This window comes from Aquamicrobium ahrensii (assembly GCF_040545755.1).
GTDB lineage: Bacteria > Pseudomonadota > Alphaproteobacteria > Rhizobiales > Rhizobiaceae > Mesorhizobium > Mesorhizobium ahrensii.
The window spans coordinates 64,951-80,250 of record NZ_JBEPMN010000011.1; the positions used below are offsets into that span (position 1 = coordinate 64,951).

Annotated in this window: 16 protein-coding genes; 8 read left to right on the forward strand and 8 right to left on the reverse strand. The window is 61.8% G+C overall.

Features of this window, described 5'->3' with window-relative positions; genetic code table 11:
• Positions 1-118: 118 nt before the first annotated feature.
• Positions 119-316, reverse strand: a complete 198-nt coding sequence (locus ABID44_RS13730; protein ID WP_354152282.1) for a hypothetical protein — start codon at positions 314-316, stop codon at positions 119-121.
• A 253-nt stretch (positions 317-569) separates the two neighbouring features.
• On the opposite strand from ABID44_RS13730, the gene ABID44_RS13735 reads away from it, so the two are divergent.
• Genes ABID44_RS13735 through ABID44_RS13765 form a run of 7 tightly spaced genes read left to right on the forward strand, consistent with a single transcriptional unit; the run spans position 570 to position 7,069 of the window.
• Positions 570-1,436 (forward strand): branched-chain amino acid ABC transporter permease, encoded by an 867-nt coding sequence (locus ABID44_RS13735; protein ID WP_354152283.1) that lies wholly within the window; start codon positions 570-572, stop codon positions 1,434-1,436.
• Positions 1,433-2,380: a branched-chain amino acid ABC transporter permease gene (locus ABID44_RS13740; RefSeq protein ID WP_354152284.1), complete on the forward strand. Its 948-nt coding sequence runs from the start codon at positions 1,433-1,435 to the stop codon at positions 2,378-2,380. The genes ABID44_RS13735 and ABID44_RS13740 overlap by 4 nt, the downstream gene beginning before the upstream one ends.
• 18 nt (positions 2,381-2,398) lie before the next feature.
• Positions 2,399-3,652: an ABC transporter substrate-binding protein gene (locus ABID44_RS13745; RefSeq protein ID WP_354152285.1), complete on the forward strand. Its 1,254-nt coding sequence runs from the start codon at positions 2,399-2,401 to the stop codon at positions 3,650-3,652.
• A 49-nt stretch (positions 3,653-3,701) separates the two neighbouring features.
• Complete coding sequence (locus ABID44_RS13750) at positions 3,702-4,382, forward strand: ABC transporter ATP-binding protein (protein WP_354152286.1); 681 nt, start codon at positions 3,702-3,704, stop codon at positions 4,380-4,382.
• Positions 4,360-5,064, forward strand: a complete 705-nt coding sequence (locus ABID44_RS13755; protein ID WP_354152287.1) for an ABC transporter ATP-binding protein — start codon at positions 4,360-4,362, stop codon at positions 5,062-5,064. Before ABID44_RS13750 ends, ABID44_RS13755 begins: the two co-directional genes overlap by 23 nt.
• A gap of 53 nt (positions 5,065-5,117) precedes the next feature.
• Entirely contained in the window at positions 5,118-6,032 is a 915-nt protein-coding gene (locus tag ABID44_RS13760) for an NAD(P)-dependent oxidoreductase (RefSeq protein WP_354152288.1), read from the forward strand.
• A 5-nt stretch (positions 6,033-6,037) separates the two neighbouring features.
• Complete coding sequence (locus ABID44_RS13765) at positions 6,038-7,069, forward strand: 2-hydroxyacid dehydrogenase (protein WP_354152289.1); 1,032 nt, start codon at positions 6,038-6,040, stop codon at positions 7,067-7,069.
• A gap of 20 nt (positions 7,070-7,089) precedes the next feature.
• On the opposite strand, the gene ABID44_RS13770 is transcribed toward ABID44_RS13765, so the two are convergent.
• From ABID44_RS13770 to ABID44_RS13795, 6 genes are all read right to left on the reverse strand, one after another.
• On the reverse strand, positions 7,090-8,193 hold the full coding sequence (locus tag ABID44_RS13770; protein ID WP_354152290.1) for a helix-turn-helix domain-containing protein: 1,104 nt from the start codon (positions 8,191-8,193) through the stop codon (positions 7,090-7,092).
• A gap of 124 nt (positions 8,194-8,317) precedes the next feature.
• Entirely contained in the window at positions 8,318-9,115 is a 798-nt protein-coding gene (locus ABID44_RS13775; RefSeq protein ID WP_354152291.1) for a carbon-nitrogen hydrolase family protein, read from the reverse strand.
• Between the two features lie 34 nt (positions 9,116-9,149).
• A complete protein-coding gene (gene speB / locus ABID44_RS13780) occupies positions 9,150-10,109 on the reverse strand; it encodes an agmatinase (RefSeq protein ID WP_354152292.1) in 960 nt (319 codons plus the stop codon).
• Between the two features lie 176 nt (positions 10,110-10,285).
• On the reverse strand, positions 10,286-11,410 hold the full coding sequence (locus ABID44_RS13785) for an FAD-dependent oxidoreductase (protein ID WP_354152293.1): 1,125 nt from the start codon (positions 11,408-11,410) through the stop codon (positions 10,286-10,288).
• A 265-nt stretch (positions 11,411-11,675) separates the two neighbouring features.
• Positions 11,676-12,641, reverse strand: a complete 966-nt coding sequence (locus ABID44_RS13790; protein WP_354152294.1) for a hypothetical protein — start codon at positions 12,639-12,641, stop codon at positions 11,676-11,678.
• Entirely contained in the window at positions 12,638-13,354 is a 717-nt protein-coding gene (locus ABID44_RS13795; protein ID WP_354152295.1) for a hypothetical protein, read from the reverse strand. Before ABID44_RS13795 ends, ABID44_RS13790 begins: the two co-directional genes overlap by 4 nt.
• Before the next feature lie 3 nt (positions 13,355-13,357).
• Between ABID44_RS13795 and ABID44_RS13800 the strand changes: the two genes are divergently transcribed.
• A complete protein-coding gene (locus tag ABID44_RS13800) occupies positions 13,358-14,416 on the forward strand; it encodes a hypothetical protein (RefSeq protein WP_354152296.1) in 1,059 nt (352 codons plus the stop codon).
• Between the two features lie 84 nt (positions 14,417-14,500).
• Here ABID44_RS13800 and ABID44_RS13805 read toward each other — a convergent pair whose 3' ends face one another.
• Positions 14,501-15,190, reverse strand: coding sequence for a hypothetical protein (locus tag ABID44_RS13805; RefSeq protein ID WP_354152297.1), 690 nt, complete (start codon positions 15,188-15,190; stop codon positions 14,501-14,503).
• Between the last annotated feature and the right edge of the window lie 110 nt (positions 15,191-15,300).

Here is a 15,300-nt window from a genome sequence, read left to right on the forward strand (position 1 = left end):
AATGAGGCCCACGCCAGCTGCGATCCTGTCATTTTCGGACGTGCAACAGGTGAGACGCAGAGGCAGATCATGGGCGACCTGCTCGCCTCGAACCATGGCGCGAGAGATCATGCCCGGCTCAATGACTGCGGATGGGCCGGAGAACATCGGAGGTGGGCGGCGGACACGCATCTTCCGGACGCCTGTCCGCCGGCACCTCGTCTGCGGCAGGCGCACCGTAGCCGATCAGGGTCATCAACCATCGCCGGATGAAATCGCCGAGAAGACGCCAGCCTTCGGCGCGACACGCGTATGGGGTGGCTGGAAGCATTGTCATATGGCTACTCCTCCCGTATCGCCGCAACGATTGAAAGAAGCATCGGATCGGGCAGCAGCCCCGACAATGATGACCGCCGTCACGTCAGCCACCGATGATCGGGCCCGGAGACATGAGACGGCGGTCCGGGATGATCGGCCTGCCATGCTTCAGTGACTTCAGTCATGCTTGTGAAGAGGGACGCCGGCCTCCTAACCTCGCATCATGAACCAGAGCACGCTCAAAGTGCCATGAACGCCCCGGGGGGAGAATTTTGCTCGACTGGCCAACGCTAGCTTTCCAGATAGTCAACGGCGTGGTGTGGGCCATGTTCCTTGGCCTTATCGCTCTGGGCCTCAATGCGATCTTCGGTCTCCTGGGCCTGCTTAACATGGCGCATGGAGCCGTCTATGCGGTGGGCGCCGTGATCGCCTGGTACACTGTGAACCGGTTTGGCAGCTTCTGGCTGGCCATGCTCGCGGCGCCGCTGGTCGCCGGCATCGCGAGCATACCGGTCTACAGGTTCGTGCTGCGCCCCACCATCGGTCAGGACATGATGGTCGGGCTGGTCGCCACCTCGGGCCTGCTGTTCGTCATCAACGACACTTTGCTCGCCCTTTATGGCGGTTCACCCGGACTGGTGCCGCCGCCCATCGCCGGAGCGATCGGAATTCTCGGCATCTACTATCCAACCTACAGGCTGGTGGCCGCGATGCTGGCCATCGTCATCCTGGTCGCCTTCTGGCTGTTCCTGCGCTCCACCGCCATCGGTCTGTGGATCCGCTGCGTTGCGCAGTCACCGACACTGGCCAAGGCCTCCGGCGTTCCGGTCGGGCGCGTCCATCTGATCATCGTGGTGCTGTCGGCGGCCTTCGCCGCACTGGCCGGAGTGCTGGTCGCGCCGATGACGACGATCAGCCACCAGATGGGCCTCTCGGTCCTTGGACCCGCCTTTATCGTGGTCGTCGTCGGCGGACTCGGCAGTCTCGGCGGGGCTGTCGCCGCCGCCGTCATCATGGGTGTGGCGCGGGGCGTGTTCTCCGTATTCCTGCCGCCCACCTATGCCGAAGTGTGTGCGATAGCGCTGTTCCTTCCATTTCTTTACTTCCGGCCGAACGGCATCTTCAGGGGGCAGGCATGAGAGATCGCGTCGGCATCGTCACGGCGCTCGGCCTTCTCGCCATTCTGTGCGCCGTTGCTCCACTGGTCGGAGAATTCTGGAGTGGAGTACTGGCCCGCTGCGTGAGCTGGATGTTCCTGGCCATCAGCTTTTCGCTCGCCTATTCCTACGCCAATATTCCCAGCGTCGCGCAAGCCACTGTATTCGGCGCCGGAGCCTATGCCGCTGTCTGGGCGGCCTCGCTGATAGGCGGCGAAATCGTGCTCGTCATGATGGCCGGAGTCGCTGCCGGAGCGCTGGTCGCCCTCGTATTCGGCGTCCTGCTCCTGAAGATGTCGCATTCCGGCGCGGCCATCGGCACGATCATCTTCGCCGTCACATGCTCCATGCTCGGCAACGCGGCGGTGGCCTATACGGGCGGTACCGATGGGCTTCCCATGCCCGCGCAGGCCTTCCGCCTTTTGGGCGTACCTTTCGCCATTGGCCCCAATATCAACATGTTGCTTCTGGGATCTGCCGTACTTGCCGTATTGCTGATCGGCTTCTGGCTGTTTTCCGGCACCCGGACATGGCGTGTGGTCCGCGCGGTGCAGCAGAACGCCATGCGCGCACAGGTTCTGGGTTACAATGCCGCCGGCTACCGGCTCGTGGTTTTTGCTGTTGGTGGATGCGTCGCGGGACTTGGCGGCGCCCTCTACGCACTCATCTCGCGCCACATCGCCATCGAGGTTGTCAGCCTCTCCATGTCACTCAAATCGATCCTGTGGGCCGCCGTCGGCGGGGTCACCTCCATCTATGGCGGGCCCATCGGCGTTCTTGCGGTGCAACTCGCTTCGGAAATCCTGCTCCGCTGGACCGTGAGGGTGGACCTCATCATCGGCCTGATGCTGATCGCCGTCGCGCTGTGGATGCCGCGTGGCGTCATGGGCCTGCGCAAATCACGTCGCTCTCAGCCAAACCAATAAACATAAGGGGAAACGCAAATGGAACGCATTTCGCGACGCAACATTCTTCTCGGCTCGGCCGCTGCGGCAACGGCAAGCTTGGTGCCCACAGTGGTGACGCAGGCGCTGGCGCAGGGAACCTCCGGCGATCCGATCGTCATTGGCCATCAGTGCGAGCTGACCGGATGGGATTCCGCCACCGGCTTCTGGCGCGACAAGGCCGCGACGGGCCTGGTCGACTGGCTCAACGCAAATGGCGGCATTGCCGGACGGCCCGTCAGGCTGGTGACGGTCGACACCAAGTCCGACGTCGATACCGGGGTCAACCAGCTTCGCCACCTCCTCATTCAGGAGAAGGTGGATTTCGTCATCGGCTCCGAGATTTCCTCAATCGCACTCGCCAGCAACACGATCGCCAACGAGAATCGCACGCTTTACATGACGATGAGTTCATCGGAAGCGACGACCGGCAAGGGGGCCGCCGTTCCCTACCAGTTCCGCATGACGACCAATTCCGCCGCCACGGCAGCCGGCGCGGCACAGAAATATGTGGAATCGATCGGCAAACGCTGGGCGACGTTCTTTGCCGATATCAAATGGGGTCAGTCGGAACGCGACTGGTGGCAGAAGGGTGTGAATGCCGCGGGCGGCGAAGTGGGCAAGGCCGTCGCGTTGCCTGTCGACGCGCCGGACCTCCTGCCTTTCATCGCGCAGATCGACCGCTCGGTGGATGGCGTTTTCATCCCGGTGCTCAATGCGCTCCAGGCGATCCAGCTTATGCGCAGCTCCGGATATGCCCAGCAGGTCGTGCTTGCAGGCCTGAGCTTCTCGCTTTTCGACTATCGTGAACTTGGCGCGATGGGCGATGGAGTGTTCGGTATCGAGACCGCGCCCGTCGCCCTGAAGGACACGTCCTCCGCCGAAATGGCGGAAGTCTACAAGGCGCTCGGCATCGATGAGAACGGCATCCATACCGCCAGCGGCAAGGCGGCCGGGACCTCGATGATCATGGGCATCGCGCAATCGCTCGGCTTCCTGAAGGCGAATGTCGAGGCGAGCGGATGGAGAGTCAGGGACGACACCGCCGCCTTGATCAAGCATGCGGAATCGGTCGGGACCTACGCCAGGGGACCGCTCTTCCCGCTCGGCGAGGTCATGGTCCGTCCGCAGGATCACCAGGCTTTCATGGATATCTATCTTCTGCAGATCGAAAGCGGCTCCGTCGGAAAATATGCGGTGGCGCCCAAGGAAAGCACGATCTATCCCGCCGAAGTCGACCTGACGAAGGGGTGAGGTTGTGCGTCCGGAAAATGACCCGGCATTCGCCGTGGAAGGTGTCAGCATGTCGTTCGGGGCCTTCCGCGCCCTGAGCGATGTCTCACTCGATGTGGACCATGGAGAAATACGCGCCATCATCGGCCCAAACGGGGCAGGCAAGACCACCTTCGTGAACATTGTCAGCGGCATTTTCAAGCCGACGGGAGGACGCGTAACGCTTGAAGGGAGGGACATCACATCCCTGTCGCCGCAGCGCCGTGCCCGTCTGGGTCTCGCCCGAACCTTCCAGATCACCAGCCTGTTCAAGGGCATGACCGTATCCGAACATCTGCAACTGGCCGTCCGCGACGAAGACGCCAATGGCGATACGAGACGCGAGTTGCTGGAACAGATGGGCCTCGCCGCATTTGCGGACCGCGAAGTCGACACGCTTTCCCACGGCGATCAGCGCATTCTGGAAATGGCCATGGCGATGGTGCTGAAGCCGAAGTTCCTGCTTCTGGACGAACCGACGGCGGGCATGAGCATCGCCGAGACGGACCGGATGATCCGGCTCATCATCGAGCGTCTGCGTGGCCGCGTCGGCGTCATCATCATCGAACACGACATGAATGTGGTCACCCAGACCAGCGACAAGGTCACCGTGCTGGCCGCCGGCGCAGTCGCAGCCTCCGGTCTGCCACAAGACGTGCTTGGCGATCCCCATGTAAAGGAAATCTATCTTGGAAGCGCTGCGAACCACTGACCTCAAGGCCTTCTACGGCAAGGCCCAGGTACTGCATGGCGTAGATCTTGCCGCCGAGGCCGGCGTCGTGACGGCCATTCTCGGGCGCAACGGCGCGGGCAAGACGACGCTGCTGCAATCCCTCATGAGGCTGGGCCCGAGGGTCGAGGGCGAAACGACCATACTCGGCCAGTCCACCGCCGGTATGGGGACAGACGCGATCGCACGTCTCGGTGTCGCCTACATGCCCCAGGATGTGCGCGTCTTTCCCAAACTGTCGGTACGCGAGAATATTCAGGTCGCAGCCCACAGCGTGAAATCACCAAGGCCGCTGCGCGAAATCCTCCAGGTGCTTCCAGAGATCGAACCGAAGCTGGACTCGCCCGCCGGGACGCTGAGCGGCGGCCAGCAGCAGTTAGTCGGCGTCGCGCGCAGCCTGTCGATGCGCTGCAGGCTGCTGCTGATGGACGAACCAACCGAAGGACTGATGCCGCGACTGGTCACGCAGGTCGGCACGATCGTGCGGCGACTGGCGGCGGAAGGCGTATCGGTCATCATCGTTGAGCAGAATGTCGGGCTCGTGCTCGAAATCGCCGATGTCATCCACATCGTCGAGAAGGGGCAGATCAAGTGGCGGGGATCGCCGGATCAGCTCGTCTCGGCACAGGTGCTCGACCGGTACATGGGCGTCAATGTTCTGTAGGGCGAATCGCACACCGCGAACGCACCACCACGAAGAACTGGAAAGGACGGACGATGAAAGTAGCATTCCTCGGAGCTGGCCTCATGGGAGAGCCGATGGCGGGCCATCTGCTCCGGGCTGGCCATGAAGTGGTCGTCAGCGCGCACCGTAACCGCGAACCCATACGCCGGCTGGTGGAACTGGGCGCCGTGGAGGTGGAATCGCCCGCCGCGGCCGCCAGCGAATGCGACGCTGCTCTCATGATCCTGCCAACCTCGCGCGAGGTCGAAGCTGTCCTGTTCGGGGAGAAGGGCCTCGTGCATGGCATGCTTCCCGGCTTCATCGCCGTCGATATGGGCACCTGCTATCCGGCCGATACGAAGAAGCTGGCGCAGCGTTTCGCCGAAACCGGAGGCCGCCTGATCGACGCCCCCGTGACGGGCGGCACCGAAGGCGCCCAAAACGGCACGCTGGCCACCATGGCGGGCGGCGACATCGAGGTTTTCGAAACCGTGAAGCCGCTGCTTTCCGCCTTTTCCAGCCATCTCTACCATTTCGGAGAACTCGGTTCGGGCCATGCAGCCAAGCTCGTTCAAAACATGATCGGCTTCATCGAGGTGGCGGCGGTAGCGGAGGGGCTGGCGCTGTCCAGGGCTCTGGGACTGGATTCGCAGAAATTCTTCGACATGCTTGGCAACTCGCATTCCAACAGCCCGATCATACAGTGGATGGTTCCCAAGGTGTTCGCCGGGCGCTTCGAAGCCGAAGCCCGGCTGGACATCGCCTACAAGGACATGAGTCAGGCAGTGAAGATGGCCCGCGAGATGACTGCCCTGCCCCTCGGCATCGCCAATGCGGCGACAGAGCTCTTCCAGATGGGCCGGGCGCTCGGCTTCGGCGATCAGGACAGCACCGCCGTCATCAGGGGACTGGAACGAATACTCGGGACCGAAATCAGGACCGGCATGACGGACAAATCGAGCGAGTAAGGCACATGACAGAACGGGCAGCCAACGATCCAGCCGCAACGCTTTCCCTGCTTGAAGACTCCCTGCTCACCTCGATAGCGGATCAGTGCCCGGTTCTCCTCACCGAAGCGCTGCCGCAGGAGGCGATGCAGACCTTCCGCAGCGTTTTCCCGCACGTGACAGTGCTGCCGCCTGCCCGGCAAACAGTCGAGGGCGTGCTGGAGGCTGCGGCCAATGTCAGGGTCATCGTCGCGACCGTCAGATATGTGCTGGATCGCGCGTTTTTCCGTTCGCTGCCGGCTAGCGTGGAGGTCCTCGCTCTCTATTCGGCAGGACACGGCCATGTGGATCTGGAAGCCGCGCGCGAGCGGGGACTGAAGATCATCAACACGCCCAATGTGCTTGCGGACTCGGTCGCGGATCTCGCCATGGCGCTGGTGCTGGGCGCGGCAAGACGCATCGTCGAAGGCCTTGATCTCATGCGCTCCGGTCAATGGACCGGCTTCTCGCCAACGCTGCTGCTGGGGCGCGAACTGCGCGGACAGGTTCTCGGCATTTACGGCATGGGCCAGATCGGTCGCGAAATCTCGATCCGCGCCCAAGGCTTCGGAATGAACGTGGCCTACCGCAACAGGTCGATGCTGCCGCGCGAACTTGAGGTTGGCGCCCGCTACATTCCCGACGAAGAGGAGTTTCTCGGTTGCTGCGATGTGCTGCTGCTGGCGGCGCCGCACACACCCGAAACCCACAAATTCCTGAATGCGGAACGCATCGCGCAAATGAAGGCTGGGGCCGTCGTCGTCAACGTGTCACGTGGCGAACTCATCGATGACGATGCGCTGATCGAGGCTCTGGCCTGCGGACATATCGCGGCCGCCGGGCTTGACGTCTTCGCCAACGAGCCCGACATCGACAGACGTTATCTTGCCATGGGAAATGTCTTCCCGCTTCCGCATATCGGCAGCGCGACCGTCGAAGCGCGCACGGCCATGGCCGATGTTCTGGTGGAGGGTATCGAGCGTATCCTGCTTGGAGAACAGGCTCAAAACGCTCTCTGAAGAACGCCGAAGCCCCGGCATCAGCCCGGCGGCGCTTCCTCTTCCATGACCTTGCTCTTCTCCACAGACAGCAATGTGGAAATGAAGAGATGGAAGAGTTCACGTTCCGTGGTGATGTCCAGCTTGTAATAGAGTCGCCACCGGTGGTTCTTGACGGTTCCGACCGACACGCCAAGCTGCTTTGCGATGGCCGCATTGGGCAGGCCCAGAAAGGAAAGCCGCACGATCTCGGCCTCTCGCGGCGTCAGGCTGTGGTCGCTGCAAAAAGCCTCCAGGGCGGCGTCGCCCGAAGTCGTCAGCGGGCCAGGCGAGCGTTGCTCGAGAACCACGAGCGTGCCTTGTGGAGCCAGCGTAAAATCGTCCGGCAGCGTTTCCCAATGCACCACCTGTTGCCCATCAAGCAGCAGAGACCCGTTCCCGCCTTCGGCGATCCTGCCGGAAATCTGCGGCAATGCCGCGGCAGCCGCGGAGTTTCCGGTCCATGCTTGCGTGCGATAGACCACCTTGGCACGTCGATCCATAACCAGAAACTGGTTGCGGAAGCTGCTGGTGATCGTTTCCGGACCGCCGTCTCCGGCGTTGGAAAACAGCCGGTCCATGTGCAGCTTGTGCAGCGCATCCACCATCGGCAACAGCGCCTGCGCTCGCTCGTAGTCCTGCTGCTCGAAGCGTATCCTGTGCCGGTCGCAGCAAAACGCGATGGTCACGCCGCCATAGGCCGGCACCATGATGGCCAGTTCGTCAAAGATCGCCATCTTGAACAGTTCGGCGAAATAGGTCTCCTCGATCTCACCCATCAGCGCCCGAAGGTTGACCACCGTTGGACCCGGGCTCTCGCGCGCCAGGCGGTGCAGTGGGTCGATACGGTAGAGGCCTGCCAGGTAGAAGCTGACGCCTTCCTCCGTCAGCGCCGCATTGATGAGGAAAGCCGGCTTGTCGTAAGCGGAATAGCGCATGACGAGGCGGCGCTTGCAACGCAAAACGCGCGCCAGCAGCAGCGACAGCGCATCATAGAAGCCAGGCTTGCCGACCAAGGCGACCACCTTGGCAAGCTCCGCCAGCAACTCGGGCGTATCGAGCGCCAGAGCGCTGGAAGACGGCGAAAACTCCATTTGGCTGGACATGGCTCGCGGATGTCACGCTGTTGGGAAACGGAGAGGATGAGAACGCCAGTCTATCTGCTTGCCTCCTTAAGGGTAAGGACATGCGAAACCAAACGTGTGGACAGGTCAGGTTGACAGCGCCCGCTCAGTTTGTGGCTCCTGCGGACAGGAAATCCAGCCGGACATCGTTCGCTTGCGTGCTCAACTGGTCACCGCCCAATCCGGCAGCGACATAATCATGCGAACAGCATAGCAGCGCCCGACCTTGCACGCCTGCGCGGGCAAGGTCGCGGCCATCCGCGCCGACGATGCAACTCATGCCCGTGTAGGTCAGTTCACCATCGTCACCGACGAGATTGGCATAGGCGACCGGAACGCCGTTCTCCAGCGCACGGGCGCGCAGCAGGGTGGTGGGCACCTCCCAGTAAGGGCTCATATTCGCAGTCGGAGCGCAGATCAGTTCCGCCCCAGCCCCAACCAGTGCGCGCGCCATTTCCGGAAACTCGATATCGTAACAAACCGCGAGCCCGACGCGAAGACCAGCCAGGAGCACAACGCAGATTTCACTTCCGGGTGTGAAAGCGGAACGCTCGGCAGGACCAAACAGATGGATCTTACGATAGAGGCCCGCGATCGCGCCGGTTTCGTCCACGGCAACAGCGGCATTGAATACGTTGCCTCCGTTTTTTTCCGGCATGCCGGCAATGACGCCGATGCCATGCCGGCGGGCGATATCGGCGATCGCCTCCACCGAGGGACCGTCAACCGGCTCCGCAAGTTCATGCAGTGCCTGACGACCGATGTTGTAGCCGGTCAGGAACAATTCGGGAAAAACGATCAGCCGGGATCCGACGGCGGCGGCGGCCTGGGTCGCCCGCTCCATCGCAATGATGTTGGCGGACTTGAGCCCGGCTGCCGGCAGATCCTGAAACACCGCAATCATCGAATTGCTCCAAAACGAACCCGTGGAAGCGACGCTACTTGTTCGTCGCGCCGGCAAGCGCCTCCAGTATCAGCTTGACCGCGAGGCGGCTGGTGATGCCGTCATGGTCGTAGGGCGGCGACACCTCGACCACATCCAATCCTCCCAGCCCGCCCCGCGCCAGTTCCGAGACCAACGCGATAGCTTCCCGCGAAGTTAGGCCGCCGGCAGCCGGCACACCGGTTCCGGGCGCATAGGCGCCATCGATGGCGTCAATGTCGAAGGTCAGATAGACGCTGTCCGTGCCGGCCCCGGCAATCGCGCGCGCCTCTCGCGCGACCGCGACAGCTCCCTTCTCGATCACCGCTTCGACCGGCAGGATGGTCATTCCCCTCTGGCGGGCGTAGGTGAACTCGGCTTTCGGGTTCAGCCAGCCATTGGTGCCGATGATGACGATCTTGCTCGGGTCGAAGCCGGCATCCACCGCACGCGCGATCGGGCAGGCATGGTTCATCTCCTCGCCACCGACCTCCTCGGCGGTATCGAAATGGCTGTCGACGAGGATCAGACCGGGATTTTCGTAGCGTTCCCGGAAAGCGCGGGCACAGGCGATGGTGATCGAATGATCGCCGCCGATGGTGACGGGGATCGCCCCGGCCCCCAACACTTCAGACATCATCCGCTGGGCGCGTTCCATAGTGCGCACGGGCGAGCCCGGAACGACGGCCACGTCGCCGCAATCGGCGAAAGTGTAGTGATCGCACAAATCCAGGTCGAGATTGGCGCTGTAGGAAGTGAACTGGTCGCTGGCTTCACGGATCACGCGGGGACCGTAGTTGGTGCCCGTACGGCTGATGCACATGGAATCCCATGGGAAGCCGATGATAGCCACGGTGACGCCTTTCTTCTTCAAAACATCAGAATCAGGTTTCACATGAGGAAACCGCATGAACGCGCCGCCGCTGCCGGCGTGAAGAAGACCTCCGAAAGAATAATCGGCAACCGCGTCAGACATAGATCCCTCCTTAGGAAGTCATGATAATCCCGTTACCGACAACCATCCGGTTCCTTGCCGGGAAAACCAATGGTGGCTTGCGTCACCATTGGCCATGGCATGTATAGCTGCACGTCGATTTCTGTTCGGCAGTATCATCCAGCCTGCCGTTCGCGGAGCCAGCCTTGCCGGTAGATTCAGGCGGCGGATGTTTCGTCCAGGGTGGAGCGGCGCTCCACGAAGCGCTCGTAGCGGTCGAAAAGCGGGTTCTTGTCGCCGTGCACCAGTTCGTTCTGGTCGTCGAAATCGAAGAGCGAGCGTGACCCTCTCACGATAGGCGCGACCTGCGGAATACGCGTGCGCTCATAGGCTTTGAGCGCATCCGCGATGTCGTCATGAGCATCGAGGCTCGTGCACAGCGCATCGACGTCTTCCAGGGCCTGGTTCGCACCTTGCGCCATGCCGGGCAGCATGGGGTGCGCGGCATCGCCGGCCAATGTGATCCGCCCCTTCGACCAGTTGTCCAGCGGGTGGACGAAATCATGCAGATCGCTGCGAATGATGGTGGACTTGTCGGTCGCCGCGATCAGGCCGGGAACGGGACTGCCCCGCCACCCGCTGAAGTGCTCGATGATCGCTTCGGGATCGCGGGTTATCCCCTCAGCAGCTGCGAACCAGTAGGCGCGACCACCGCCGATCGGCAGATATCCGAGATGCCCGTCCGGCCCCCACACTTCGGCTTCCGACAGAGGGTCGACATCAACGTCGGCGAGATTGAAAAGCCCTCGCCAGCGCACCAGCGCATCGGTGCTGAACTCACGCTCGCCGAAGACGCTGGAGCGCACGATGGAGCCTATTCCGTCGGCGCCCATCACAAAATCGCCGCGTACCTGTTCGCCATTGGCGAAGGTGCACACAACATCGTCACCCTGCTCTACCGACACAAGCTGATGGCCGACGCGAAGCTTTTCGGAGCCGAGGGCTTCCACAAGAATCCGGCTGAGGTCGCGGCGGTAGACGCCACAGAGCGGGGCGCCGTACTTTTCACGCCAGTCCCTCACATCCTCGACGGCGATGACATCTCCGGTTGAGGAGAACGTACGGTAGTAGTCCAGACTGGCGGCGATGGTCGACAGCGGCGATCGAAGGCCGATCTTCTCCAGAACACGCATTCCGTTCGGCCAGAGGTTCAGGCCGGCTCCCGCAGTGCGCAACTCGGGGTCCTTCTCGAAAACCGTCACATCCCAACCCAGCCGGGTGAGATAGATGCCGGCGGTCAACCCGCTGATGCCGGCACCGCATACGAGCGCACGCTTCGTCATAAGCCGCAATCCTCCCGTTCGTCACCATCCTGCAGACGATTGTTATTGGGCTGGCCCGCGACGGATCATGAGCCGCAGGTATTGCAGGACGGTCGCAGCTATCGTTTGCAGCCTGAAGCAGGATAGCCAAGGGTTACTCCAGTCACTGTCGGCTTTTAGCTCAACGAGTTGGTTCAGTCATGGAGCATGGAAGCGCGCCTTTTCGACCTCGCTTCACACGTCCCTCCTGTCCTCAAGCGGGAAATATCTGCACTTTCGCCACTCTTCAGCGCCCCGCCGCAGGTTCTTGCGCGACACTCTCCTCGGTGATGGGCGCTTCTACGGTCCCCGGCGCGAGCCTGAAGATGGCCGGAACGATACCGCCGACGAACTGAACGGCGCTCAGGATGATGGAAAGCAGGAAAGCGAGGGCCAGGACAAGCGGGCTCGTCAACGCGCGATCCATCCAGGTGGGGGCGATGTTTGCGGGGTTCGCGCCGCCGAAATAGCCGATCTGCAGCGATACCGGACCGGTCGCTGAAACCAGGCCGATATTGAAGCCCGGCTTGCCTGGCTCCACCTGCGTCACATGGCCGAAGACCTCGGCGGATTGTCTTTCCCCCTCTCCTGCGGTCATAATTTCGGCGCTCTCGCCGCGCCTGACCTTGCCGGCCTTCAACACCTCGGTGTCATCGGACCAGAAGGGTTTTTCCCGCACCTCGTAGGTTCCGGAAAGGACCGTCCTCGTCTCGCCGGAAGAAACCTGATTGCCGACACGGGCGGCGCCGTTGAAGGAAAGCACGCCCAGTGTCGCCCATTCATCCTTGCCGATGACGACACGCGTTCTGTCGTCCCATCCCTCCTGGCCGAAAAGCTCGAGCACCAGGGTGTGCGGCTGCGGTGAAGAGAGCTTTACCTCAGCGCCCGGGCTCCAGTTGATGCGCTGTGCGTCGCCGCGACGCTCCGCATAGCGCCGTGCGTCGCAAACGCCGGTTCCGCGCGGGATAGTGCGTTCGATGCGTTTGCGCGGTGTGCATATGGTCGCCTGTCCGAGATACCAGTCGTTGTTCTGTCCGGCGAACCGGATGTCCATGCCGGTAGCCGTCGCCTCCAGTATGAAGGTGCGGTCGGCGCCGACACCGGCCGAGATCACGATCATCCCCACTATAGCGATGACGGCGAGCGCACCTGTCGCGGCGCTGACGGCGGCGAAGCCTTTACGGGAAACCCTCCACTGCCCGAGAAGCTTCAATTGTCGCCCCCGGGCTCACCGCCGGGAAAGAGCACCATATGTTCCTCACGCCCCATTTCGCCGTTCTTGAAGGACAGGGCTATGGCTTCCACCCGCTCCAGGCGGCCGAGTTCTTCCGGCAATTGGCAAGCGGTGTCGAACGCATTTCTTGCCGCCGAGGAAACCGGGCTGCAGGCGACTTCGCCAAATTCGTAATGGGCGGGAAAGCTCAGGAACGTCTCTTCGGCCCGCGACGTGTTCAGCAACAGGCGCAGCGCGCCATATTTCTCATCGCCCCAGAATACGGGAGCGGCATCGTCCGTGGCGCTGGCGCAATCCCCCCGCAGAAGAACGGCGGAAACCAGTTCTCCCGGTATCGCGCCCACTTTTTCGGCGTTCTTGCTGGGATATTGGAGGGGACTGTCGCCGCCAGTCCAGTCATCCGCGACACGATATGTGTTGAGCGATTCATAAAGCCCATCCGCTGAGACCACCTTCAGGCAGACCGCGCCGCCTTTCCACCCGGATGGAATGCGGGCGGCGACGTCGATTTCGCCGCGTTTCCAGGGGGTGGCGCTATAGGCGGTCAGGCCGACGAGCCTTGCGCCCGAAATCTCCGCAGCCTCGCGGACAACCTCGTAGAAAGGGTCCGAAACGAGGGCGACTTTACTTGCGGAATCGGCTAGGGCGATACTCGGCATAAAAAGGGCAAGAGCCATGAGTTTGCGAGACATGTGATGCGCCCCCGAACTTTGTTCTGCATCATGCTAGCCTACATTCTGGCAGGTTTCACCCCTGCTTTGGCGCAAACGGTAACCGTTCAGAGCGGAGATGAATTCGGCCATGGCTTCATGGTGCGGCAGGGCGGGACCTGCTATGTTCTGCTGCCCAAACACGTCGCGGCGGGACAAAGGCGGGTCACCGTATTTTCGGCGGCCCCGGTCGTCCACTCCGCGGCGCTGATCGAGACGCCTTTCTGGGACGGGATGGACCTTGCCATCGGCGTTGTGCGCGGCGCGATCGAAAAACGCTGCACCATCGAACTGCACAATCTCGACATTTCAGCCCAGCCGGAAAGCGGCGCGCGCACGCAATTGCTGCGCCTGCGCCAGTCCGGAGAGCCGGAGCGTGTCGAGATGCTGGTGACCGACAGCCAGTATCTCACGCTGGAGGCCGAGATCACCGACGGCAAAAGCGAATTGTTCAAGGGCGTCAGCGGCGCATTCCTGTTTACGGGAGACAAGCCGCTGGGCATGGTGATCCAGGCCCTTTCAACCACGAAGGGGCGGTTCATCCGGATCGAGGAAATATATCAGAACGTCGCGCGCCGTATCAGCCGCCGTGCCGGTTTCTCCACTATCGATGACGGCGCGGCGGTCACGATGACCGGCGACGACGATGACGGCCTCCCTTTCCGTCTCGTCAGCACGACCCTTCCGCCGATCGCTCCCGATCTTTCGGAGAGCAATCTGAGCGGACCGGGCAGCTATGTCTTCCAGTTGATCCGCTCCAATCAGATGGCGTTCCAGACGGCGGAGGACGGAACGATCTCACTTTCGCAGGTAAGACTGCGCGCGGACCTTGAGAGTGGCTATGCCGTTCCGCGAGACATCCGTATCGACGTCTCCTCCTCCCCGGACGGCCAGCGTACCCGCCCCTTCTACAGCGGCGAAATGCCTTCCGACGGCGTTCTCGTCGCCAAGGCCCAGCCCACCCGCGCGCGCTGGGTCTTCGTCACGATCTCCTCGGGCTGGGACAGCAGCCAGATCGGGCTCGATTCCATCAGCTTCCACTGACGCAGAAGGACCAGAGGAAGCGATGTGGCCGCTGAGCCCGCCATGTTTTTGCAGCGCTGTCGATTCCGCTGACTGCGAAATATCTTAGTTCGTCACGGGAATTCTGATCGGAGCCGGGGGAGTGAAGCCCGCGACGCCTATCAACTCGCCCTGATCATTCAGGGTGAACTGCACCCATTTATTGCGCCACGGATTGATAGCTACCTCGGTTTCGGAAATCCGGATAAAGCAGCTATTGTTGTTGTTGTGCCTGTAACAGGATTCCTTGGGATCGAATTCGCCGACCTTCATGGTGGCGAAACCACGCTTGTTCTGATCAACCGTTCCCGACAGTTCGCCGATGCTACGGGCGAAATAGTCCTGGTCTTTCACCTCGGCGCCATCGATATAAAGACGCAGGACCGGACGGCTTTCGAAATATGCCTTCAGCGCCGCATACTGCACCAGCCTGTTGGGGCTGAAAAGGCCATAGTCCAGCGCAATACGCTGTAGCTTTGAATCGCCCGATTCCAACATGACTTCCATCGCAGCCATTGAACGGCCCGGATCGGGATCGTTGAGAAGCGCCTGATATTCGTTGGAGCTACCGGCCTTTTCATCGACTTTAGCTTTGATCTCCGCCGGAGACAGCGCCTGCGCGACGGCAGAAAAGGAAAGTCCCGCGCTGATCAGCAGCGCCGGAAGAATGGTTTTTACAAGCATATCACCAACAGCCCCCAGAGTATAAAATCGAAATCCCGTAAGGAAATTGCCCGCTCCTTCGTGGCGGATCAAGCCAATTTTTGTACATGCGCGCGCCCGCCGGCGACCGTCGGCTGATAATCCAAAATTTGCGCCGCGCGAAATTCAGGCCCTGGCTTTTCCATTGCCAATTTGCTTCCGGT